The following is a 23,197-nucleotide window of genomic DNA, read 5'->3' as shown; positions in this document are numbered from 1 at the left end:
GTTTAGCTGGTTGCTTTTTTGTTTTTAGCACTTTTTCTGCGCTGATCCGGACAGATATTGTCTTATTACTGCTGTGCGTAATTTCGGATCGGGATGTTAAGCTGCGCATTTATGCATAGACACTCTATATATTATTATTATGAAAATTAAAAGAGATGCCGTTTTGGGGGCGTTTGGCATGTCAGTTTCGGATGATTGCCTGATTCGAATTTCTGACTTTTGCCAGTTCGTATTTGCAAATGATTTGCAGTTAATCTGTCCATAAGCCTATGAAATTGCTTATTTATTAAAAATACGACGCTGAGTGAAAACCAGTTGCAACTGGACAGCAAAAATTAGCGAAAAATGTCAGGTCCGGTACTTTAGAGATTTGGAATTGGCACATTTTGCGCTAAGGGTGATGACATCTCAGCGAGTGCTGAATTGAATTTATTTCGATGAGGGCGGCTTTGGATGACTGTTAAGCAGTCTCTGCATAAGCTGCCGAATTTTATAAACTGCAAAATTGTAAATCTCCGGCTGTCCCGTCGTTTTTAACAGAACGGCGCAATATCATGTTCGGAGAGATAAAAGGTTTGGATATGGATGCTAATCTGAGAATTCGGCGGCTGGCTACATGGACAATTCCGGTATCCATCGGCGTGATGGCGCTTAAATATCTGGCCTATCTGCTTACCGGTTCTGTTGCGCTTTATTCCGATGCGCTGGAATCGATTGTGAATGTGATTGCCTCTGTCGGTGCATGGTGGGCAATTACAGTGAGCATTATGCCGGCAGACGGTAATCATCCTTACGGGCACCATAAAGCGGAATATCTTTCTGCTGTGGTTGAAGGTGTACTGATTGTCGTTGCGGCACTGCTGATTGTGCGTGAGGCATGGGGCGCTCTGGAAACGCCGCGCACGCTGGACGAGCCGTGGCTTGGGCTGGGCATCAATCTGATTGCAGGCGTGATTAATATGTTCTGGGCAGGGTTGCTGATCCGCGTGGGACGCGCCGCCAAATCACCGGCTTTGCTGGCTGACGGCAAACATATTATGACGGATGTGGTGACTTCCGCAGGCGTGCTGGTTGGTCTGGTTGCTGCAATTATCACGGGCTGGTCAATTCTTGACCCGATTTTGGCGATTGTTGTGGCGCTGAATATTCTCTGGCAGGGCTGGCATGTTATCAATGCCTCCGTGCAGGGACTGATGGATGTCGGCGTTGAGCCTGCCGAGGAAATGCAGATCCGCGATATTATCTCCACCAATGCGGAAGGGGCACTTGAGGTGCATGACCTTAAAACCCGCATTGCCGGACGTGTGACTTTTATCGAATTTCATCTGGTTGTCGCAGCCGATATGACAGTTGGTGAATCGCATATTATCTGTGACCGGATCGAAGATGCGCTGCATGAGAAAATTGATAATTCACGGGTTGTGATTCATGTCGAGCCTGAGGATGAGGCAAAGCTTCCGCCGGGAACTGCAGCCGTCCCTTTTGCATAATGGAAATTTAATGCATTGATTTTTCATAATAAAAACGCTGTCCTGTCATTGTGCGGGGCAGCGTTTTTATTTTTCTCTGAATATGCCTGTAATTTTATTTCGTTTATCGGTAAGTCTCTTGCAACTTGTTATCAAGGCGTATAGCATTTGTCCCATGAACAACGCGCATCATCATACCAGCTCTTTTGTGAGCTTCGGAGCAGATCAGGGCTTTGCAGCCGCTGAGTCTTGCGCGCGTCCACTCTCGCTTCTACTTCTACTCGGCCTTAGCGGCGATCGCCGGGCTCGTTGATTGGAGCGTCCGGCGGTCGTACAGAGCCGTCAGACTCATGCTCCGGTCAAAGAATCCGTTTCGATTGTGCCCGATTTTTCTGCATCTTCATTTTATAATTGAGCAGACAGGGCGTGTTTAAGGCGGCTGTATATTGCAGTTGCTGTGGCTGATGAGACTTTAAAATGACCAATATTATTTCCGCTTCCAAATCTCCTCGCAAAGGCATGCCGATTGCGGCTGAAAAATACACGCCGTTCAGAACCACTGTTTTGCAGGATCGCCAGTGGCCTTCGAAAATGATCGAAAAGGCACCGATCTGGTGTTCGGTTGATCTGCGTGACGGCAATCAGGCACTGATTGACCCGATGGGGCATGATCGTAAAGCACGTATGTTCCAGTTGCTGATGGATATGGGGTTTCCGGAAATTGAAATCGGCTTTCCGTCCGCTTCCCAGACTGATTTTGATTTCTGCCGCTGGGCGATTGAAGAAGGCAATGTGCCGGATGATGTGGATTTACAGGTGCTGGTGCAGTGCCGTCCGGAATTGATTACCCGCACATTTGAAGCGCTGGAAGGCGCTAAGACCCCGATTATCCATTTTTACAATTCCACCAGTGAACTGCAGCGCCGCGTTGTATTCGGCAAAGATGTTGCTGGTATCAAGCAGATTGCTACTGATGCCGCCAAGATGATTATGGATATGGCTGCCAAAGCGGGCGGCGGCTATCGTTTCCAGTATTCGCCGGAAAGCTTTACCGGTACCGAGCTGGAAGTGGCTTTGGAAATCTGTAATGCGGTGACGGAAATCGTCAAACCGACTGCTGAAAACAAGCTGATCCTCAATCTGCCGTCCACGGTGGAAATGAACACGCCGAATGTCTATGCCGATCAGATCGAATGGATGTGCCGTAATCTGGATAATCGTGAAAATCTGATTATCTCTCTGCATCCGCATAATGACCGCGGTACAGGTATTGCCGCAACCGAACTGGGGCTGATGGCCGGCGCAGACCGTGTGGAGGGCACATTGTTCGGTAATGGCGAGCGCACCGGTAACGTCGATGTGGTGACACTGGCACTGAACATGTTCACGCAGGGTATTGATCCTGAACTGGATTGCTCGGACATCAACCGCATGAAGGAAGTGTACGAATATTCCAATCAGCTGGTTATTCCTGAGCGTCATCCATATGTCGGTGAGTTGGTTTATACAGCGTTTTCCGGCTCGCATCAGGATGCGATCAACAAGGGTATGAAAGCCAAGAAAGGTGCGAATACGCCGGTTTGGGAAGTGCCTTATCTGCCGATTGACCCGCAGGATGTCGGCCGTTCCTATGAAGCGATTATCCGTATCAATTCCCAGTCAGGTAAAGGCGGTATCGCTTATATCCTGCAGCAGGATTACGGTCTGAATATTCCGCGCAAGATGCAGGTGGAATTCCGAGAAATCATTCAGCAGATTACGGATGATGAAGGAAAAGAGCTGCAGGCACCGCGCATTTATGAAGAGTTCAAGAAAGCCTATGTGAGCCAGCCAGGTTCGCGTCTGGAATTTGTTGATCACCACACTTTTGCGGATCCGGACAATAAGTCTGTCCGTATTATGCAGGCTGAGATCATCGATAATGGTGTGACCAAGACCATTGAAGGGCGCGGCACCGGCCCTGTGGATGGCTTTATTGATGCCCTGTCAAAACATATCGGCATTGATATTTCCGTGGCCGATTATTCGGAACATTCGCTTCAGCGCGGTTCTGATGCTTCTGCGATCAGCTATGTGGAACTTTCGCATCCGCAGGGTTCGGTTTTCGGTGTTGGTGTGAACCATAATATTGTGACGTCTTCGCTCGCAGCGATTGTTTCGGCTGCCAACCGTCTGATCAAATAAAATTACGGTTTTGAGTGATAAAAGGCCTGAAACCACACGGTTTCAGGCCTTTTTGTTATAATGCCGGTCTAAAGTCATAAAATCGCCATGCATGAGATTGCCTGTAAAATGCAGCAAGATAAAAGGCGGCGGTATGAATAAAAGCGAAGATGATTTTACGATATATCCGTCTGCATCTGTACCGGAGGCACATTTATCCGGCGAAGAACGGCTGAAAGCTGCAATCCGGCAGGCGAAAACTGCTCAGGCTGACCGTCTCGACAGTATTACCGATATCAGAGAGACGGATATTGCCCGTCTGGAATTGCTGTTGCAGGATTTGCAGCCGGTTTTTGGTGTGGTGCCGGCAGCGGATGAGCAGTGGGATTTCTGCCTGAATAAAGGTATGCAACCGCGTTTGTGGCTGGATGCCAGCGCCTTTGTAATGATTGCCCGCGACCGGCGCAGCTATCGTTTTGTCCGCGATACCCGTCTGGGGCGGATTATTCTGGCTGATAATAAAGATATCAAGGTCATTTCAGAAGCGGTCACCCGCTATATTGCTTCGCGGATTCTTGAGCGTGAACGGCTGATGGATGACTGGACTTCTGAAGTCCCTGTTGCAGAGCAGCAACCTGCTATCGCTGAAAATATCGCTGAGCAAACCAACAGCGCAGAAATTTCGGAAAATCCGGCGCTGAATAAACTATTATGGTTTGCAGGCGGTGCCTTGCTTGGCTGTTTAGTGCTGATTTTAGCGTTGCATTATTATGGCATCACTCTGCCGATGCTGCCGGAATTGTTGCCGCGCTGATTTGCGGTGCGGCTTTGCCAAGCATTAATGTACGTTCGCCGATCAGCTGCACTTCAGTATTTTCACCGGTAAAACCATATTGCTGCCAGTGACATTGCCAGCTTTGCGGCTGATCAAGTGCTTCAATAGAAAACAGATTATAGCGCGCCGGTGGTTTTCGTCCTTCATGACCGATCGGATAAGGCGCCTGACTGGCCGATGGTACGCAGATCACCGGTACTGCGCCATGCGGAGACGCAATTTCATTATAGGTCGCCAGATGGGTATGGCCGTGCAGCACCAGTTCGGCACCGGCTTCACGGATGATTTTCTGAAAACGGCCAATGCCGAACAACCGCTTATAGGCCGGTGTTGCATTGCGGATCGGCGGGTGATGAATCAGGATAACGCGGCACAGACCTTGCTCGCCGGTTTCAATCAGTATTTTTTTTAGCCGCGCGGCCTGTGCAGGCAAAAAATCACCGCTGGCCATGAACGGACCGGTGGCACGTGCAGAGCTGACACCAATAATTGCCACGCCGTCACGCACACGCAAATACGGAAATTTCGGACGTTTCTCACGATTGTCGATACCGTCACCGCGCATCCACGGCTCCCATTTGCAGCAGGATTTATCCAGCGCACCCGGAACATAGGCATCATGATTGCCCGGCACGAAAGAGACGTCTTCCTGTGAGCCGAGCTGCTTAAGCCATTCAAAGCCATTATCAATTTCAAGATTAAGCGCGAGATTTACCAGATCACCCGTGACGGCAATATGATCCGGCTTGCGGGTTTGCAGATCTTTAATCAGGCTTTCCAGCACCCAGTCATGCATGGCGCCTTTACGGTGACGCTTCCAGTTAATATAGCCGGTGATGCGTTTTGAGGCCAGTTCGCGCAAGCGAACCTGCGGCAACGGCGACAGATGAATGTCTGAAATATGGGCAAGTCTGAACATTGGCGAAGATTTAGCTTTCAACTGCGCATAGTCAATGAAAAACACGCATATAAGAGTTTGGCGTGTAAAAACACTGTGCGGACTGTTAGAGCATGACGCAGCTAAATAGTTTCATTTGAGCTGCGAACATACGGCAATTAAAAGAATCCAGAGCGAGTGCTATGAATCCGAACAAACGCGACATGCTCTGGTGCTCTTAATTGACAAGATCGTAAGCCGCACCTTTTATATTTAGTATCTCCGACCATTGCAGAAAAGCCGATTTATGAATTTTAAAAGCTGGTTCTTTCATACGTATTTTTTGTTCCGCCGCCCTATGACGCTGGGAGTAAGGGCTGTCGTGCTCGGGGATGAGGGAAAGAGTGTCTTTCTGGTGCGCCATACCTATGTCAAAGGGTGGCATTTGCCGGGCGGCGGTGTGGAGCGTGGCGAAACATTCGGGCAGGCTTTGAATAAAGAGCTGCGTGAAGAGGCCTGTATTGAACTGACCGCTACACCGGAACTTTTCGCCTTGTATAAAAATGCTAAGGCTTCCAACCGCGATCATGTGGCACTGTATATATGCCGGTCTTTTAAACAGACCGGAACGCGCTCCCCCGATTGGGAAATTGCCGAAGCCGGATTTTTTCCACTCAATGACTTGCCTGACGGCGTAACAGAGGCCACGATGCGCCGTCTGAAAGAGATCACAACCCATGCGGAGCCGGATGCGTTGTGGTGATTTGAGCTTGAGAAAACGGAGACACACCATGCCGGTTTATGTGTTGGACGGCCATAATCCACAATTCGACCATCGTGCCAGTAACTGGCTGGCACCGGATGCGACGCTGATCGGTAAAGTGCGTGTCGGTGAAAATGCGGGGATCTGGTTCGGCGTTGTCGCCCGTGGCGATAATGAGCTGATTCATATCGGTAAGGATACGAATGTGCAGGAACATTGTGTTTTGCACACCGATATCGGTTTTCCGCTGACTATTGGTGAGGGCTGCACAATCGGCCATCGGGCAATGCTGCATGGCTGCACGATTGGCGAGAATAGTCTGGTCGGAATCGGTGCAATTATTCTTAATGGCGCAAAAATCGGCAAAAACTCACTGGTCGGCGCCGGTGCTCTGGTCACCGAGGGAAAAGAGTTTCCGGATAATTCGCTGATTGTCGGCTCACCGGCGCGGGTATTACGGGAACTGACAGCAGAGCAGATCGAAAAATTGCGCGATTCCGCGCAAAATTACGTTGCCAATGGTAAGCGTTACCAGCGCGGTCTGGAGATCGCGCCTTAATTACTCAATTTCCCAGCGCTGATGTTGCAATACCGCTCATCAGCATTTCCGGTGCGTGGCGGATATCGACCCACTGGCCGCTGTGACGGGCGGACTGACGCTTGAGATAGGTATAGTCCGTCTGGCTCCAGTTTTTGACGCTGTCTTCAAGATTATCCAGAATGAAGTCACCGCGGTCTGTGCGCACTGTCAGCACAGCATGGCCTTCGCCATTGCTCTGACGGACAACAGTAATCAGCAATGTATTTACCGGAAAACCGGCATTAATCAGCATACGGCGCTTGAGCAGCACGTAGTCTTCACAGTCGCCGTACTGGGCCGGATAAGACCAGACTTCTTCCTTGCCCCAGATTTCCATATCGGTGCGTGGCAGAATTGCAGTGTTTACCTGTGCATTGACCTGAACGATCTTGTTCCACAGAGCCTGTGTGAGCTGCAGCGGAGCTTCTGAGCGGCTGGTTTGGCTGCATTCTTTTTTATACTGTTTGCAGAAGTCATAATGACCGACCGGCTGCGTTGTGCGGCCTTCCGTCTGCATCCATGGCTGAGCAGCCTGACTTGTTGTCGTACCGCTGAACACTGTTCCTAAAACTGTCATTGTAAGCAGCAGAGTTGCGGCAGCCAGCTTATTCTTTGCTGTTGTGCTGCGGGCACTCTTTTTATGTGCTGTCTTTTTATACATTGTGACGCTCCTTGTTGAGAGCACCATGGCAGCGAGACATTGACACTATCCAAAGGGATATGAATAAGACAAAGTAAACGCAGAAGTGAAAATTCGTAAACCTTAACTACCTGTAAAATCAGTGTTTTAAAGAAAGTTAGGACTTATTATACGCAAAATTCACGCAGGTTTCGGTTGTGTGAAAGCTTGAGGTTAACAGAGCGTTGTGCAGTTAACAGCGGGTTGAAATCCGCCGGATGTCCACAGGTGCTGGTTAATATGCGGTGTAAGACTTGCTGTGTGCGATAAGCTTATATTTACCTAGCCGTTTTGCGCTTTTACGAATTTGTAAAAATGAATTTCAGCGTTTGATAACTATAAAATATGAACGCGTGACTTTTTACACAGGCTTGCCCTGAGAATAATGATGCAGCGACCTTCATATACGGCAGCAAAGATCATTCAGAATCATCGATACAGGCCGAGAAGGGCAGGTTTTGGTGCCGGACCGTTATGCGAGCCGGTTGATGTAATCTGCCCGTGATAATGCGTTCGCCCGATGTCCGGATGAATATAATAGGGCAGGATTAAATGCGGGATGCTTTAGTCTTTGGGCAGATCGGTTTGCAAAACCAGAAACTCAATGCCGATACCATCTTCAAAATGGCGCATGACTTTAGCCTGACTGTTGCCAAGTGTTACAATACTGCGCAATGGTGGTCGCAGATTGGTGGCGACTGCTGCGCCGGACAGAGACAGGTCAAGAATTTTGCAGGCATGTTCCGAACCGTCATCAAGGATCAGGATCGCTTCGGTACGCGCAGGTGTATGGCGGGCATGACGTCTTTGTTCTGACTGCTGACTGATATTTTTACTGAGCCAATTGATTTTGGCGGCCAGTTTATTTTTCTGATGCACAGTCTGTATCAGCTGCAGGGTAAAATCGTCCCGCTGAACACTGATGACATTGCCTTCAAGCCGTCCCACATTGTCTACATAAGCAATAATATGATCGTCAGTGCGGACAGAGATATCATCACCGGTCAGAGTGAGGTCGGCATTATTGGTAGAAATACGCCATAATTTGCAGGCATCTTCACTACCGTCAGCGCGCATAAAGCGGCCGTCCAGCGGCATTTTCAGGGTCAGTCTTACGGCAGAATCTGATTGCTCCGCTGTCTTTGCAGGCGATGTGAATGAGGCGTGCGAAGATGGAGGTGTTTCTGCCGACATATGATTGAAAGGTGCCTTTGAGCGATTCTAAAAATACGAAAGCCGGTGCTTCCCCTGTCACCGGCCATAATACGATACGATAAAATTTATCGATACGCTACTAAAAGCTTAATTTTGTAGCATTTTTACTTCAGAATTCTATGGGGATAACAAATTTTATATTAGTACTGCCAGTTATACTGGTGTCACAGATCAGGATTTGTCTTTGCCGCCGGTTATCAGCTTGAGATGTGCTGCCTTGGGAGCCTGATAGGTAGATTCGGTTTCCGGTGCTGCTGTATGAATACTTTTAATGAGATCCGCGACAGTCAAAGGTGCCGGCGCGCCGGTTGTTGCTGGTGAGGGGCGGGCAGAGTGAGGCGCGGTTTGCTCCGGTGTCCGTGCCGACGGCATCAAGGCCTCGATCTGTGGGAGTAAGGCTCTGGCAAAAGCCGTATCCGCCACGCCGCTTCCGTCAATTCTGATGCTTTCATCAAGAAGAGGGGCTGTGCTTACGAATACAGTTTTCTCAATTCGAGTATTTTCTGCATTCGGCTGAAGCTCATGATGACGATCCAGCAAGACCTGAAGAACAGATTTCATACCTTTCGCCGCATTCAGATTATCGTCCTGAAGCGGCAAGGCAGAATTATTGTCTGAGATACCCATGCGGTTGCTGATGAGTGCTTCACTTCCGAGCCAGAGCGGCTGATCCAAAGCAACCATACTGCCGATCCATGCAAGGGAACCGTCTGCTTCATGCAATGGCAGTAGCAAGGTTTCAAAGTGGCAGATCTTTTCGCCCAGTGTCAGGCCGGTATGTTCCAGCCGCAGCGGGCGGTAATCCAGACCGGAAAGGTGCAGCTGTTCCGCAAGCCATGAACGGACATCATTGTGCCAGAGAGATAAAAAGCGGGTATTACGCAGCTCTCTGCCATAAATTGTGCAGAGCCGCGTGCCGGCCAGCCGGAACTGCCATTGTTTTGCTTGCGGAATATCTGCTGCCTCAGACAGCTCTGATGCACCGCTGGTCTCAGCGTCACTGCGCAGGATGAAGATATTGGGCAATTTGCCGCCCAGCGCACGCGGGCTGATGTCACGACGATCCGGCGCCGCGCGGGTTCCGCGCAACCTGTCCCAATATGTGAGCAGATCTGCCGTCCAATCATGTTTCATGATATGGCGCTGTCCTTGTATTTTCCTGCGACCGGATATCTTCTGTTTTTGCAGAGGGGTACCGGCTGTGTGCAACATGTTGAGCGCGCTTGTCTTTCAGATTGAAACACTGCTTGCGCGAAACATATTTTAATTTTCAAAACCCGTTAAAAACTCCCAACCGAAGCTGAGATTGGCGGATTTTTGAATATGTTTGATGGCGATAATATGCGCACAGGAACGTAAACAAGCCATGATTGAGCGCCAAACATCCACGAACAATAAAATTTATGGTTAACGCTTTGCTTCGATTGCATTAATCAATTAAGTATGTTTAGATACTTTTACGCAAAAGTTGCAGGCATTTTATTGAGAGCTGCCGATTGCATCTTATGCTTGAACTCCAGAATTTATGTCCGGACGATATTGTCCGTTCGCCGCCTGTTTAACAGGCGGTTTTTTCTTATCCGGACAAGGCTTTCAAGAATTTCACCGGAATATTTCAGGCCTGTATATAAATGTCCGATGTAAAATGCCGCGACAAAACCACTTTCCACTTTTACCGGAAGTGCTCTATGTTCCTGTTTGAGCGATAAATTCCGCAGACAGACCTTGTCGCATTGTGCTCCGACAGCACTCTGCCGATAAATTTGTAAATCATGATGAGGATAATATGCAGCAGCCGGCCAATGAAACCCGGACAGAGGATGACCGCGGACAAGGCGGCTCTCAGCCGGTCTTTAATATGCCGCCGGTTGTTGTGGCCTTAATCGGACTTTGTGCTGTCGTATATATTGTACAATTCTATCTGCTAAGTGATCCGCAATATATCTGGTTCCTGCTGAATTTTGCATTTATCCCGCAGCGTTTCAGTGCATGGGGTGGCTTTGCCGATATTACAGCATGGTTCACTGCGATCTCCTATTCATTCATGCATGGCGGGTTTGCTCATCTGGCAGTGAACAGCGTGTGGTTTGCCGCTTTTGGTTCACCATTGGCGGGACGTATAGGCACACGTAAATTTCTGTTGTTCTGGATATTCACATCCATTCTGGCGGCATTCACCCATTACGCGCTTTATCCGGACAGCAATATCCCGCTTGTCGGTGCTTCCGGTGCAATCTCCGGCATGATGGGGGCAGCTGCGCGCTTTGGTTTCCGTCGTGTTACTTATTATACAGGGACGGGACGGCAGGTGCCTGCTTTCGGCGGGCCGCTATTGTCGGTGGCCGAAACCTTGCAAAACCGCACCGTTCTGACATTTGTCGGGTTCTGGTTGCTCATCAATGTGATTACGGGGCTTTATGCGACACCGGCCGGTGAATTGTCAGGCATTGCATGGGAGGCGCATATCGGTGGTTTTGTTGCCGGATTTTTCGGCATAGCTTTGTTGTTGCGCGGGCGTTCCTGATACTGCTTTGTTTTATCGCCTTCCGTGATTCTGTGTTAGACTGAATCAACGGTCACCAGTACGCATGCTGCTCTTCCGTTCTTGTAACATTATGCAGCATTTTGTGTGCCGGTCAGCCGTCCTGATGCCATAATCCTCTCTGTTTTCAGGAGGAAAATGTGATGTGTTTCATTATCGGGAGGAAATAATGACTGTACGCGCAATTCTGGAGCAGAAGGGCAGTGATGTTTTCACTGTCAGGTCAGATGCGAATCTGGAAACAGCAGCAAAACAACTCTCAGAACACCGGATCGGTGCTTTGCTGGTTGATGATGGCAAAGGCAGATATACAGGGATTCTTTCCGAGCGGGATATTGTGCGCGCTTGCGCCAATCACGGAATGCAGGCTCTGGAGCTTCCGGTTTCAAAAGCAATGACGACAAAAGTGCTGCATTGCAGCCCGCAGGACAATGTTCATTATGTCATGGAAATGATGACACGGCATCGTTTCCGCCATGTGCCGGTGGTAAATGAAGCCGGTGATCTCGTCGGTATTATTTCGATTGGTGACGTTGTGAAGCGTCGTATTGAACAGGCCGAACAGGAAACGGCCGAGATGATTCAATATATCGCCACGGCCTGAGTGCTGATTTTTACTAAAACATGTCGCAGCTAAATGGCCTCATTTAGCGCTCGCGAACATGCTACAATTAAAAGAATCCAGAGCGAGTGCCATGAATGCTATTAATCGCGACACGCTCTAGAAAAGCCCTGCATTAAGTGATTCAGGAAAATGTCACTGTTAAAAGTGGCACTCAACGAATCCCCGATACAGGGCTTTGTTGTTCAAACTTGTTATTTGCTCAGGAAACGCTGGGCAGCATAAAGTGAAATTGCAGCGGCGTTGGAGACATTGAGCGATTTAATTGCGCCCGGCATATCAAGCCGCGCCAATGCGGTAACTGTTTCGCGGGTTTTCTGGCGAAGACCTTTACCTTCCGCACCAAGCACGAGAGCAATCTTGTCGCCCTTGAGCGTGTGTTCCATTTCCTGAGGGCCTTCAGAATCAAGGCCAATAGTCATGTAACCCAGTTCATGCAATTCTTGAATCGCTTCAGCAAGATTACGCACTTCGATCTGGTCGATCATTTCCAGCGCGCCTGATGCTGATTTGGCCAGAACACCTGATTCCTGCGGGCTGTGACGGGACGTGGTAATCAAGGCATCTGCGCCGAAAGCCACAGCGGAGCGCAAAATCGCGCCTACATTGTGCGGATCCGTAACCTGATCCAGAATCAAAAGCAGATTGCCTTCTTTCAGATCCTGCAATTTACGCGGTTTAAGCGCGGCAGTTTCAATAAGAACACCCTGATGAACCGCTTCGGAGCCGGTCAACGCATCAATATCGCGTGGCTCAACCATTTCAGGGGCGAGACGGGCAATTGTTGCTTCATCCAGTTCCAGACGGGCGAGGGCATTTTTAGTGACCAGCATGCGGGAAATTTTGCGACGTGGATTTTCCAGCGCGGCTTTTACCGTATGCAGGCCATAAAGACGGGTGATTCCGTCGCCCGCAGGTGTGCCTTTTACAGGTTTCCGCTTGGGGAACCGGTTATTTTGCGAATTTTGTTCGCTTCCGCCGGATTTTTGGTCGCGAAACTGGCGCCGCAGACGCGCGTAATGCGAATCTTTTGGTGTGCCGGAGGAGGAGCCGGATGAGTCCGGTGACGATTTTTTATCTTTCATGAGCGCTCTATACCGATTTTCCTGCCCTGAAGGTAGCATCTTTCCTTATTCACAGGCAGGAAAGTTTCGTGATGCGAGAAAACTACCCCTGAAAAGCCCCGTATTGTGGAAGATTGATAAGCCTGTGAAAATTTTGTGCATTTTTTTCAAAAAGAGCTGTTGACTTATCAGGGTGTTATCGGCATAACCCGCCTCGTTCACAGCGACAAACGAGCCAAGCGCTACGGGGTCACAGTGAACGGAATGCCTAGTCGCTCAACTCTGCTTGCAGTGAGTTTCTGGAGGAGTGCCCGAGTGGTTAAAGGGGGCGGACTGTAAATCCGCTGGCTTAGCCTACGTTGGTTCGAAACCAACCTCCTCCACCACTGCCAGAGCAGGAGTTTAGAGTGCGCGGGTATAGCTCAATGGTAGAGCAGCAGCCTTCCAAGCTGAATACGCGGGTTCGATTCCCGCTACCCGCTCCAGATTTATTTCAGGGCGGTATGGCGTGAGTAACTTGGCGGGCTTTGAATAAAGCTTAAGCCGGAAGCGAGTTGATAAAGTTCCGATCCGGTAGCGGGGCGGGGCTTTAGTTCTACTATATAATATCCTTGACTATATGGTCGTAGGATAAGTTATATGGCAATTAAAATTGTTACAGCGCATAAGTTAAGCGTTGTGGTGAAAGAGAGCGACAGCGATGGCAAAGAGCAAATTTGAACGTACCAAACCGCACGTCAATATCGGCACAATCGGTCACGTTGACCATGGTAAGACCTCGTTGACAGCTGCAATCACCAAATTCTTTGGTGACTTCCGCGCTTACGACCAGATCGATAACGCACCGGAAGAAAAAGCCCGCGGTATCACCATTTCGACCTCGCACGTTGAATATGAAACAGAAAACCGCCACTACGCACACGTAGACTGCCCAGGTCACGCTGACTATGTTAAGAACATGATCACCGGTGCTGCGCAGATGGACGGCGCGATCCTGGTTGTTAACGCTGCTGACGGCCCGATGCCACAGACCCGTGAGCACATCCTGCTCGCTCGTCAGGTTGGTGTGCCTGCAATCGTTGTGTTCCTGAACAAAGTTGATCAGGTTGATGATGCTGAGCTGCTCGAACTCGTAGAAATGGAAGTTCGCGAACTTCTGTCGAAATACGACTTCCCGGGCGATGATATTCCAGTTGTTAAGGGTTCGGCTCTGGCAGCTCTGGAAGACAGCAACAAGACAATCGGTGAAGATGCAGTTCGTGAACTGATGGCCGCTGTTGATGCTTACATCCCAACTCCGGAACGTCCTGTTGACCAGCCGTTCCTGATGCCAATCGAAGACGTATTCTCGATCTCCGGCCGTGGTACAGTTGTTACCGGTCGTGTAGAGCGCGGTATCGTTAAAGTTGGTGAAGAAGTTGAAATCGTTGGTATCAAAGCTACCGGCAAGACAACTGTTACCGGCGTTGAAATGTTCCGCAAGCTGCTCGATCAGGGCCAGGCCGGCGACAACATCGGCGCACTGGTTCGCGGTGTAGGTCGTGATGACGTTGAACGTGGTCAGGTTCTCTGCAAGCCAGGTTCGGTTAAGCCACACACCAAGTTCAAGGCAGAAGCTTATATTCTGACCAAAGACGAAGGTGGCCGTCATACACCATTCTTCACAAACTACCGTCCGCAGTTCTACTTCCGTACAACTGACGTAACCGGTATTGTGACCTTGCCAGAAGGCGTGGAAATGGTTATGCCGGGCGACAACGTAACTGTTGATGTTGCGCTGATCGTGCCAATCGCTATGGAAGAAAAACTCCGTTTCGCGATCCGTGAAGGTGGCCGCACCGTTGGTGCAGGTATCGTCGCTTCGATCATCGAATAAGATTTCACGAGGCTGGTACGCCAGCCTTGTCCGCCGGTCTGACGGATTAGGGCGGAAGAGTTTAGGGGTATAGCTCAGTTGGTAGAGCGACGGTCTCCAAAACCGTAGGTCGCGGGTTCGAGCCCTGCTGCCCCTGCCATTTCAGAAAAGCGGTACTGTATTGATTTACAGTGCCGCTTTTTTGTGCTTAATAGATCGTGAGCTGATCCTGTGTATCAGCGCAGTCGTTTTATAAGTAATATTAACCCGCCAACAGGGCAGGGGCGCCATGCACTTTCCGTGCATGATATGCGGGAATTTATTATATCTTAGCATATGGGCTTGTTTTTTTATGGAATCGGCTCTATGTAGGGCAATACGTAAACGGTGCGTGGGATTGAGTTTTCGTCCGACGTGCCGTAATCTTGTGAGTTCTTTCTGATTAATACATTCTTAACGGCTTGTTTTAATTGGGATTAATTTTTTTCAAGCGCAGAGTGGCAAATGGCGTCCAAAACAAATCCGATTACCTTTTTCCGTCAGGTTCGTGCTGAGACGGCTAAAGTAACGTGGCCAACCCGGCGTGAAACTGTTATTTCAACCGTCATGGTTGTTATTATGGCTTTTCTGGCGGCGCTGTTTTTCTTTTTTGCGGATCAGTTGATGGCTTATGGCGTTGAATTGCTTCTGAGTCTCGGTCGTTAATATAGGCTTGGTTGGCATTTGGCTGGTGTGAGCTATACGGGAGAAGCATAATGACTGCGCGTTGGTATATCGTACACGCATATTCGAATTTCGAAAAAAAGGTTGCTGAAGCAATCGAAGAAAAGGCGAAGCAAAAAGGTCTGTTTCATCTTTTTGAAAAAATTCTGGTACCTACAGAAAAGATCGTGGAAGTGCGCCGCGGCCGCAAGGTTGACGCAGAGCGCAAATTCTTTCCGGGCTACGTTCTGGTTCGTGCCAATCTGACAGATGATGTCTATCATCTGATTAAGAATACCCCGCGCGTAACCGGCTTCCTTGGTACAGAGTCGAAGCCTGTTCCGATCAGTGACCGTGAAGTTCAGCAGATTCTTTCTCAGGTGGAAGAAGGTGTTGAGCGTCCACGCGCTTCTGTGTCGTTTGAGGTGGGTGAATCTGTACGTGTTTCGGACGGTCCTTTCGCTTCCTTCAACGGTATCGTGCAGGAAGTTGATGATGATCGTTCGCGTCTGAAGGTTGAAGTGTCGATCTTCGGTCGCGCAACACCTGTTGATCTCGATTTTGGTCAGGTTGAAAAGCTTTGATCATTTCAGCCTAAGGGCTGAGTTGTCACCAAGGTGACAAATTGGGTGGAAGGGGCGCAGGCTTAGCCGCTCTGTTAACCGGACCACCCGCTGCAACGCTGCATATGCAGTGGTGATAGAGTGCCGTAAAGGCATTTAACATTGCCCTGAGGGGCAAGAAAAAAGGCAGATAGTAATGGCTAAAAAAGTTGCAGGCCAGCTGAAGCTTCAGGTAGCTGCTGGCGCCGCAAATCCATCGCCGCCAATCGGTCCGGCTTTGGGTCAGCGCGGTATTAACATCATGGAATTCTGTAAGGCATTTAACGCTGCCACGCAGGAAATGGAAAAAGGTTCGCCTGTTCCGGTCGTGATTACCTATTATCAGGATAAGTCCTTCACATTCGTGATGAAGACTCCTCCTGTAACCTACTTCCTCAAGAAGGCTGCTAATCTGAAGTCCGGTTCGAAAGAGCCTGGCAAGATTTCTGCCGGCACGGTTTCCCGTGACAAAGTGCGCGAAATTGCTGAAGCCAAAATGAAAGACCTGAATGCGTCTGACGTTGAAGCTGCAATGCGCATGGTTGAAGGTTCTGCCCGTTCGATGGGTCTGAAGGTGGAAGGCTGATACGATGGCGAAAATTTCAAAGCGTGTCGCTAAAATCCGTGAAGGCGTAGAGCCTATGAAACTTTACGACCTGAGCACTGCTCTTGGTCTCGTAAAGGAACGTGCTGTTGCGAAATTCGACGAAACTATCGAAGTTTCGATGAATCTCGGGGTAGATCCACGTCATGCTGACCAGATGGTTCGCGGCGTTGTTAATCTGCCAAACGGTACAGGCCGTACTGTTCGTGTTGCTGTATTTGCCCGTGGTGACAAAGCTGAAGAAGCTAAGAAAGCCGGTGCGGATATCGTTGGTGCGGAAGACCTGTTCGAAACCATCAATGCCGGCAATATCGATTTCGATCGCTGCATTGCTACTCCTGACATGATGCCACTCGTTGGTCGTCTTGGTAAGGTTCTCGGCCCGCGCGGCATGATGCCAAACCCTAAAGTCGGTACTGTGACTGTTGATGTTGCCGGTGCTGTTAAGGCTTCCAAGGGCGGCGCAGTTGAATTCCGCGTTGAAAAAGCCGGTATCATCCATGCAGGTATTGGTAAGGCTTCTTTCGAAGTTAAGGCTCTGGAAGAAAACATCCGCGCTTTCGCAGATGCAGTTCTCAAAGCTAAGCCAGCCGGTGCAAAAGGTGAATACCTGAAGCGCGTAGCGGTTTCTTCGACCATGGGCGTTGGCGTCAAGGTTGAACCTTCGAGCGTTAAAATCGTCTGATTTGCTTTTACGGAATAAATCTGTAAAAGCCTGATTCAAATGTTGCCCGAGTAATTGCGACATTCGAATTGAAACAAGTTTCCGGGGCCTCTGGGCCCGGATCACCGGAAGTAAAACTCCGGTATCCTGTCCGAGATTGCAGGTGGTTCGCCTTAATTTTATGAGCCTGCATGAGACGTGGAATGACCTTATTTTTTGCAGCTTTGCTGTGTTTTAAGGTTTGAACCGTAGTTGCCTTGACCGGATCTGCTCTCGGGCGGTGAAGGAGAAGGGGACAGGAACCTCGTAAGTTGGATAGCACTTCTTACACGCTATCCGGCAAAGGCAACCCGGTAAGAATACTCCTGTGTATTCTTATCAACTGGAGAGAGACAGTGGAAAAAGCGGAAAAGCGCGAATTTGTCACTTGGCTGAACGGCACTTTCAAAGAGTCCGGTTCGGTCGTCGTGGCCCACTATAGCGGTCTCACAGTTGCACAGATGAGCGATCTTCGCGAAAAAGTCCGTGCAGCAGGCGGCGCCGTTAAAGTCGCGAAGAACCGTCTTGCCAAAATCGCTCTTCAGGGCACGGAGTCCGAAGGCATTGCAAATCTGTTCACCGGACAGACTGTAATTGCTTATGCAATCGATCCGATTGCAGCTCCGAAAGTAGCGGTAGAATTCGCTAAGACCAATGACAAGCTTGTCATTCTTGGTGGTTCTATGGGTGCGACTACTCTCGATGCAGAAGGCGTGAAAGCTCTTGCTTCCCTGCCGTCGCTCGACGAACTGCGCGCCAAGCTGGTTGGTATGGTTCAGACACCAGCCACCCGTCTCGCTGTGCTCACAAGCGCGCCAGCAGGTCAAATTGCTCGCGTTATCGGCGCACATGCCCGGAAGAACGAGGCGGCGTAAGGCCGTTCTCGCTGTTATAACAGTTCAAACCTTAATCAAAGGAATATACAAATGGCTGATCTCGCAAAGATCGTTGAAGACCTGTCCGCACTGACCGTTCTGGAAGCTGCAGAACTGTCCAAGCTTCTTGAAGAAAAGTGGGGCGTATCTGCTGCTGCTCCTGTAGCAGTTGCTGCTGCTGCCGGTGCTGCTGCACCAGCCGCTGAAGAAAAGACCGAATTTGACGTTGTCCTCGCTGATGGCGGCGCAAACAAGATCAACGTGATCAAAGAAGTTCGCGCGATCACCGGTCTGGGCCTGAAAGAAGCTAAGGACCTCGTAGAAGGTGCTCCTAAGGCTGTTAAAGAAGGCGCGTCGAAAGACGAAGCTGAAAAAATCAAAGCTCAGCTCGAAGCAGCTGGCGCTAAGGTTGAACTCAAGTAATTTGAGTGATCCGGCGGGCTTAACAGCCCGCCGTTTTCCGCTTATGAGCGGACGTTTTTTGTAAGCATCTGATTTTAGGTGACAAACAAAAATGGATAGCATAATGAACTGTATATGTCTTTCATGATACGTGGCAGATTTTATAGTTCAAACGGTTACAAACCCTTTTCCTGACAGAAGAGCAGCTGTCAGGAAACGGGTTTTGACCCGTTCATAGGACCGTCGTAAGACGGCAAGCAACAGGCCCTGGTATTCCCACGGGCTCAGAACGCCGTAAGGCACAGAACGAGGAGCGACGATGGCTCAGACCCACTCTTTTAACGGTCGTAAGCGCGTACGCAAATTTTTCGGCAAGATTCCAGAAGTCGCCCAGATGCCGAACCTCATTGAGGTTCAGAAGGCATCCTATGACCAGTTCCTTATGGTCGATGAACCTAAGGGTGGACGTCCTGACGAAGGTTTGCAGGCTGTTTTTAAGTCGGTGTTTCCGATCTCGGATTTTTCCGGGGCCTCTATGCTCGAATTCGTCAAGTACGAATTCGACGCGCCAAAGTTCGATGTGGATGAGTGCCGCCAGCGTGATCTGACCTATTCAGCACCGCTGAAAGTGACACTGCGTCTTATCGTTTTTGATATTGACGAAGATACAGGCGCAAAGTCCATTAAAGACATCAAAGAACAGGATGTCTACATGGGCGATATGCCGCTCATGACCGACAATGGTACCTTTATCGTCAATGGTACGGAGCGTGTTATCGTTTCGCAGATGCACCGTTCGCCTGGTGTATTCTTTGACCATGATAAAGGTAAGACCCATTCTTCGGGTAAGCTTTTGTTCGCTGCGCGCGTGATCCCGTATCGCGGTTCCTGGCTCGATATCGAATTCGACGCCAAGGATATCGTTTACGCACGTATCGACCGTCGTCGTAAAATCCCTACCACATCGCTGCTGATGGCGCTGGGTATGGACGGCGAAGAAATTCTTTCGACCTTCTATAACGCTGTCTCTTATACACGTGACGGCGAAAACTGGCGTATTCCGTATTCGGCTGATCGCTTCAAAGGTATGAAAATCATCGGCGATATGCTTGATGCTGATACCGGCGAAGTTGTTGCTGAAAGCGGTCGCAAGCTGACTGCGCGTGCTGCCAAGCAGATCGCGGAGAAGGGCGTTAAGGCTATCCGCGCGACGGATGATGATCTGCTCGGTTCATATCTGGCAGAGGATATCGTCAACTATGCTACCGGTGAGATTTATCTCGAAGCCGGTGATGAAATTGACGAAAAGACTCTGAAGATTCTGCTCGAAACCGGCGGCAACGAGATCAATATTCTTGATATCGACCATGTGAATGTGGGTGCTTACATCCGCAATACGCTGGCTGCTGACAAGAATCAGTCCCGTCAGGATGCGCTGTTCGACATCTATCGCGTGATGCGTCCGGGTGAGCCTCCGACAATGGATTCCGCAGAAGCGATGTTTGAATCGCTGCTGTTTGATTCAGAGCGTTACGATCTGTCGGCTGTTGGTCGTGTTAAGATGAATATGCGTCTTGACCTCGATGCAGCGGACACTGTTCGTGTTCTGCGCAAAGATGACATTCTGGCTGTTATCAAAACGCTCGTTGAGCTGCGTGACGGTAAGGGTGAAATCGACGATATCGACAATCTCGGCAACCGTCGTGTGCGTTCCGTTGGCGAGCTGATGGAAAATCAGTACCGCGTTGGTCTGCTGCGTATGGAACGTGCGATCAAGGAACGTATGTCCTCGATCGAAATCGATACAGTCATGCCGCAGGATCTGATCAATGCGAAGCCGGCTGCTGCCGCTGTTCGCGAATTCTTCGGCTCCTCGCAGCTGTCACAGTTTATGGATCAGACCAACCCGCTGTCTGAAATTACCCATAAGCGTCGTCTGTCGGCTCTCGGACCTGGCGGTCTGACCCGTGAACGCGCAGGCTTTGAAGTCCGCGACGTTCATCCGACCCATTACGGCCGTATCTGCCCGATTGAAACACCGGAAGGTCCGAATATCGGTCTGATCAACTCGCTCGCAACTTTTGCGCGCGTCAACAAATATGGTTTCATTGAAAGCCCTTACCGTAAAATTATTGACGGCAAGATCACCAATGAAGTCGTTTATCTTTCCGCTATGGAAGAAGCCAAGCACTATGTTGCTCAGGCCAATGCTGAAATCGGTGAAAATGGCGAATTCGTTGAAGAATTCGTAATTTCCCGTCACTCCGGTGAAGTTCTGATGGCGCCGCGTGAAAACGTGGATCTGATGGACGTTTCGCCGAAGCAGCTGGTTTCTGTTGCTGCCGCGCTTATTCCGTTCCTGGAAAACGACGACGCCAACCGCGCTCTGATGGGCTCGAACATGCAGCGTCAGGCCGTGCCTCTGGTACGTGCGGAAGCGCCGTTTGTCGGTACCGGTATGGAGCCGATTGTTGCCCGTGACTCCGGTGCAGCTATTGGTGCACGTCGCGGCGGTATTGTTGATCAGGTGGATGCGACACGTATCGTTATCCGTGCAACCGAAGACCTCGATCCTTCGAAGTCCGGTGTTGACATTTATCGTCTGATGAAGTTCCAGCGCTCCAACCAGAGCACCTGCATCAATCAGCGTCCGCTTGTGCGCGTTGGTGATCGTGTAGGGAAGGGCGACATCATTGCTGATGGTCCGTCAACCGATCTGGGTGATCTGGCGCTTGGCCGTAACGTGCTCGTCGCGTTCATGCCTTGGAACGGTTACAACTACGAAGACTCCATCCTGCTTTCTGAAAAGATTGTTTCGGATGACGTGTTCACTTCGATCCATATCGAAGAATTCGAAGTTGCTGCCCGTGATACCAAGCTCGGACCTGAGGAAATCACACGTGATATTCCGAACGTATCGGAAGAAGCACTGAAGAACCTCGACGAAGCCGGTATTGTCTACATCGGTGCCGAAGTTCATCCTGGCGATATTCTCGTCGGTAAGATCACACCAAAGGGTGAAAGCCCGATGACGCCGGAAGAAAAGCTTCTGCGCGCTATCTTTGGCGAAAAGGCTTCTGACGTCCGTGACACCTCAATGCGTATGCCTCCGGGAACATACGGTACTGTTGTGGAAGTTCGTGTTTTCAACCGCCACGGCGTTGAAAAAGATGAACGCGCAATGGCGATTGAGCGTGAAGAAATCGAACGTCTGGCAAAAGACCGCGACGACGAACAGTCTATCCTTGACCGTAACACCTATGGTCGTCTGGCAGATATGCTGGAAGGTAAGATTACTGCTGCTGGTCCTAAGGGCTTCAAGAAGGGCGTTGCGGTTAACCGCGATATTCTGACTGAATATCCGCGTTCCCAGTGGTGGCAGTTTGCCGTTGAAGACGAAAAGAGCCAGAGCGAACTTGAAGCTCTGCGCAACCAGTATGACGCATCCAAGAAGCTGCTTGAAACACGCTTCATGGATAAAGTCGAAAAGGTTCAGCGCGGCGACGAAATGGCTCCGGGCGTCATGAAGATGGTTAAGGTCTTTGTTGCTGTTAAGCGCAAGATCCAGCCAGGCGACAAGATGGCCGGCCGTCACGGTAACAAGGGTGTGGTTTCCCGCATTCTGCCAGTAGAAGATATGCCGTTCCTTGAAGATGGTACCCATGCGGACATCGTGCTTAACCCTCTGGGTGTGCCGTCCCGTATGAATGTGGGCCAGATTCTGGAAACACATCTGGGCTGGGCATGTGCCGGTATGGGTAAGAAGATCGGGCAACTGATCGAGGTCTATAAAGAGACCGCAAATATCCAGCCGCTGCGTGACACTCTGGAACATATCTATCCGGACAACGACCGTAACGAACCGGTTCGCTCTTATGATGACGACAGTGTCCTCATGCTTGCAGATCAGGTGAAGCGCGGTGTGTCGATTGCAACGCCGGTCTTTGACGGTGCTGTTGAAGCAGACATCAATGCGATGCTTGCAGATGCAGGTCTGGCAACTTCCGGTCAGTCGACGCTCTATGACGGCCGTACAGGCGAACCTTTTGATCGTCAGGTGACAATGGGCTATATTTATATGCTCAAACTGCACCACCTGGTTGATGATAAGATCCACGCCCGTTCGATCGGACCTTACTCGCTCGTCACACAGCAGCCGCTGGGTGGTAAGGCGCAGTTCGGTGGTCAGCGCTTCGGTGAAATGGAAGTCTGGGCGCTTGAAGCCTATGGTGCAGCTTACACGCTGCAGGAAATGCTCACCATCAAGTCTGATGACGTGGCAGGCCGTACCAAGGTTTATGAAGCGATTGTACGTGGTGACGATACATTCGAAGCGGGTATTCCGGAGAGCTTTAACGTTCTCGTGAAGGAAATGCGTTCGCTTGGTCTGAATGTCGAACTCGACGACACACGCGACCTTGTAGCGCCGACAGAGCTGCCTGACGCAGCAGAGTAAAAACAAAGGCGTGACGCGGTTTTCCGCGCCACGCCATTATTGCCATTATTCGGCAGTATGTTTTGAAAGAATGACGGTTTCAGGCGCTGTGTCTGGCCGTTGCGCAGATTAGGGCAATTGCCCGTCAGAGAGTATCAGGGCGCTAAAGCCTGTGCCGGATATTGCTCTGCATATAGATTCAAACGCATG

The 23,197-nt window shown here is 50.1% G+C and carries 20 protein-coding genes and 3 tRNA genes; 18 read left to right on the top strand and 5 right to left on the bottom strand.

Annotation, left to right across the window (positions count from 1 at the left end; genetic code table 11):
* The first annotated feature begins 581 nt into the window (after window positions 1–581).
* The 3 genes from HBA93_RS14135 to HBA93_RS14125 all read left to right on the top strand — a co-directional run bounded on the left by HBA93_RS14135 (window position 582) and on the right by HBA93_RS14125 (window position 4,446).
* A complete protein-coding gene (locus HBA93_RS14135) occupies window positions 582–1,490 on the top strand; it encodes a cation diffusion facilitator family transporter (RefSeq protein WP_121991628.1) in 909 nt (302 codons plus the stop codon).
* 456 nt (window positions 1,491–1,946) lie between these two features.
* The gene (gene leuA, locus HBA93_RS14130) at window positions 1,947–3,653 is read left to right on the top strand and encodes a 2-isopropylmalate synthase (RefSeq protein WP_221720200.1); all 1,707 of its coding nucleotides are present in this window, start codon (window positions 1,947–1,949) and stop codon (window positions 3,651–3,653) included.
* A gap of 133 nt (window positions 3,654–3,786) precedes the next feature.
* Complete coding sequence (locus HBA93_RS14125) at window positions 3,787–4,446, top strand: hypothetical protein (protein ID WP_221723676.1); 660 nt, start codon at window positions 3,787–3,789, stop codon at window positions 4,444–4,446.
* Here HBA93_RS14125 and HBA93_RS14120 read toward each other — a convergent pair.
* Window positions 4,409–5,386, bottom strand: a complete 978-nt coding sequence (locus tag HBA93_RS14120; RefSeq protein ID WP_221723675.1) for a metallophosphoesterase family protein — start codon at window positions 5,384–5,386, stop codon at window positions 4,409–4,411. The two genes, HBA93_RS14125 and HBA93_RS14120, sit on opposite strands and share 38 nt — an antisense overlap.
* Before the next feature lie 265 nt (window positions 5,387–5,651).
* On the opposite strand from HBA93_RS14120, the gene HBA93_RS14115 reads away from it, so the two are divergent.
* Both HBA93_RS14115 and HBA93_RS14110 read left to right on the top strand, forming a co-directional pair.
* Window positions 5,652–6,107 (top strand): NUDIX domain-containing protein, encoded by a 456-nt coding sequence (locus HBA93_RS14115; protein ID WP_221723674.1) that lies wholly within the window; start codon window positions 5,652–5,654, stop codon window positions 6,105–6,107.
* A gap of 28 nt (window positions 6,108–6,135) precedes the next feature.
* Window positions 6,136–6,666, top strand: a complete 531-nt coding sequence (locus HBA93_RS14110) for a gamma carbonic anhydrase family protein (protein ID WP_022710930.1) — start codon at window positions 6,136–6,138, stop codon at window positions 6,664–6,666.
* Window positions 6,667–6,670: 4 nt separating this feature from the next.
* On the opposite strand, the gene HBA93_RS14105 is transcribed toward HBA93_RS14110, so the two are convergent.
* From HBA93_RS14105 to HBA93_RS14095, 3 genes are all read right to left on the bottom strand, one after another.
* A complete protein-coding gene (locus HBA93_RS14105; RefSeq protein WP_221723685.1) occupies window positions 6,671–7,264 on the bottom strand; it encodes a transglutaminase-like cysteine peptidase in 594 nt (197 codons plus the stop codon).
* A 666-nt stretch (window positions 7,265–7,930) separates the two neighbouring features.
* Entirely contained in the window at window positions 7,931–8,560 is a 630-nt protein-coding gene (locus HBA93_RS14100) for a PilZ domain-containing protein (protein WP_121991354.1), read from the bottom strand.
* Between the two features lie 192 nt (window positions 8,561–8,752).
* Complete coding sequence (locus tag HBA93_RS14095; protein ID WP_221723673.1) at window positions 8,753–9,715, bottom strand: PAS domain-containing protein; 963 nt, start codon at window positions 9,713–9,715, stop codon at window positions 8,753–8,755.
* A 652-nt stretch (window positions 9,716–10,367) separates the two neighbouring features.
* On the opposite strand from HBA93_RS14095, the gene HBA93_RS14090 reads away from it, so the two are divergent.
* Together HBA93_RS14090 and HBA93_RS14085 are read left to right on the top strand one after the other, a co-directional pair.
* Window positions 10,368–11,105, top strand: a complete 738-nt coding sequence (locus tag HBA93_RS14090; RefSeq protein WP_221723672.1) for a rhomboid family intramembrane serine protease — start codon at window positions 10,368–10,370, stop codon at window positions 11,103–11,105.
* 187 nt (window positions 11,106–11,292) lie between these two features.
* Window positions 11,293–11,727 (top strand): CBS domain-containing protein, encoded by a 435-nt coding sequence (locus tag HBA93_RS14085; RefSeq protein WP_122094261.1) that lies wholly within the window; start codon window positions 11,293–11,295, stop codon window positions 11,725–11,727.
* A 212-nt stretch (window positions 11,728–11,939) separates the two neighbouring features.
* On the opposite strand, the gene rlmB is transcribed toward HBA93_RS14085, so the two are convergent.
* A complete protein-coding gene (gene rlmB / locus HBA93_RS14080) occupies window positions 11,940–12,830 on the bottom strand; it encodes a 23S rRNA (guanosine(2251)-2'-O)-methyltransferase RlmB (RefSeq protein WP_221723671.1) in 891 nt (296 codons plus the stop codon).
* Between the two features lie 280 nt (window positions 12,831–13,110).
* Here rlmB and HBA93_RS14075 point away from each other — a divergent pair.
* The 11 genes from HBA93_RS14075 to rpoB all read left to right on the top strand — a co-directional run bounded on the left by HBA93_RS14075 (window position 13,111) and on the right by rpoB (window position 23,008).
* Window positions 13,111–13,195 (top strand) — tRNA-Tyr (locus HBA93_RS14075).
* A gap of 25 nt (window positions 13,196–13,220) precedes the next feature.
* Window positions 13,221–13,294 (top strand) — tRNA-Gly (locus HBA93_RS14070).
* Between the two features lie 215 nt (window positions 13,295–13,509).
* On the top strand, window positions 13,510–14,685 hold the full coding sequence (gene tuf / locus HBA93_RS14065) for an elongation factor Tu (protein WP_022710937.1): 1,176 nt from the start codon (window positions 13,510–13,512) through the stop codon (window positions 14,683–14,685).
* 63 nt (window positions 14,686–14,748) lie between these two features.
* Window positions 14,749–14,824 (top strand) — tRNA-Trp (locus HBA93_RS14060).
* A 344-nt stretch (window positions 14,825–15,168) separates the two neighbouring features.
* Window positions 15,169–15,369, top strand: coding sequence for a preprotein translocase subunit SecE (secE, locus tag HBA93_RS14055; RefSeq protein ID WP_022709972.1), 201 nt, complete (start codon window positions 15,169–15,171; stop codon window positions 15,367–15,369).
* Between the two features lie 50 nt (window positions 15,370–15,419).
* Window positions 15,420–15,950, top strand: coding sequence for a transcription termination/antitermination protein NusG (gene nusG, locus HBA93_RS14050; RefSeq protein WP_116087609.1), 531 nt, complete (start codon window positions 15,420–15,422; stop codon window positions 15,948–15,950).
* A gap of 175 nt (window positions 15,951–16,125) precedes the next feature.
* A complete protein-coding gene (gene rplK, locus HBA93_RS14045) occupies window positions 16,126–16,554 on the top strand; it encodes a 50S ribosomal protein L11 (RefSeq protein ID WP_022709970.1) in 429 nt (142 codons plus the stop codon).
* Between the two features lie 4 nt (window positions 16,555–16,558).
* Window positions 16,559–17,257: a 50S ribosomal protein L1 gene (gene rplA / locus HBA93_RS14040; RefSeq protein ID WP_116087607.1), complete on the top strand. Its 699-nt coding sequence runs from the start codon at window positions 16,559–16,561 to the stop codon at window positions 17,255–17,257.
* 374 nt (window positions 17,258–17,631) lie between these two features.
* A complete protein-coding gene (gene rplJ, locus HBA93_RS14035) occupies window positions 17,632–18,150 on the top strand; it encodes a 50S ribosomal protein L10 (RefSeq protein WP_022709968.1) in 519 nt (172 codons plus the stop codon).
* 51 nt (window positions 18,151–18,201) lie between these two features.
* The gene (gene rplL / locus HBA93_RS14030; RefSeq protein ID WP_121994031.1) at window positions 18,202–18,573 is read left to right on the top strand and encodes a 50S ribosomal protein L7/L12; all 372 of its coding nucleotides are present in this window, start codon (window positions 18,202–18,204) and stop codon (window positions 18,571–18,573) included.
* 298 nt (window positions 18,574–18,871) lie between these two features.
* Window positions 18,872–23,008, top strand: coding sequence for a DNA-directed RNA polymerase subunit beta (gene rpoB, locus HBA93_RS14025; protein ID WP_121994030.1), 4,137 nt, complete (start codon window positions 18,872–18,874; stop codon window positions 23,006–23,008).
* Window positions 23,009–23,197 lie beyond the last annotated feature (189 nt).

This window comes from Ochrobactrum sp. SFR4 (assembly GCF_019730395.1).
Classification (GTDB): Bacteria; Pseudomonadota; Alphaproteobacteria; order Rhizobiales; family Rhizobiaceae; genus Pseudochrobactrum.
The sequence above is the reverse complement of the archived record's forward strand: the minus strand, read 5'-3'. Positions and strand labels throughout refer to the sequence as shown.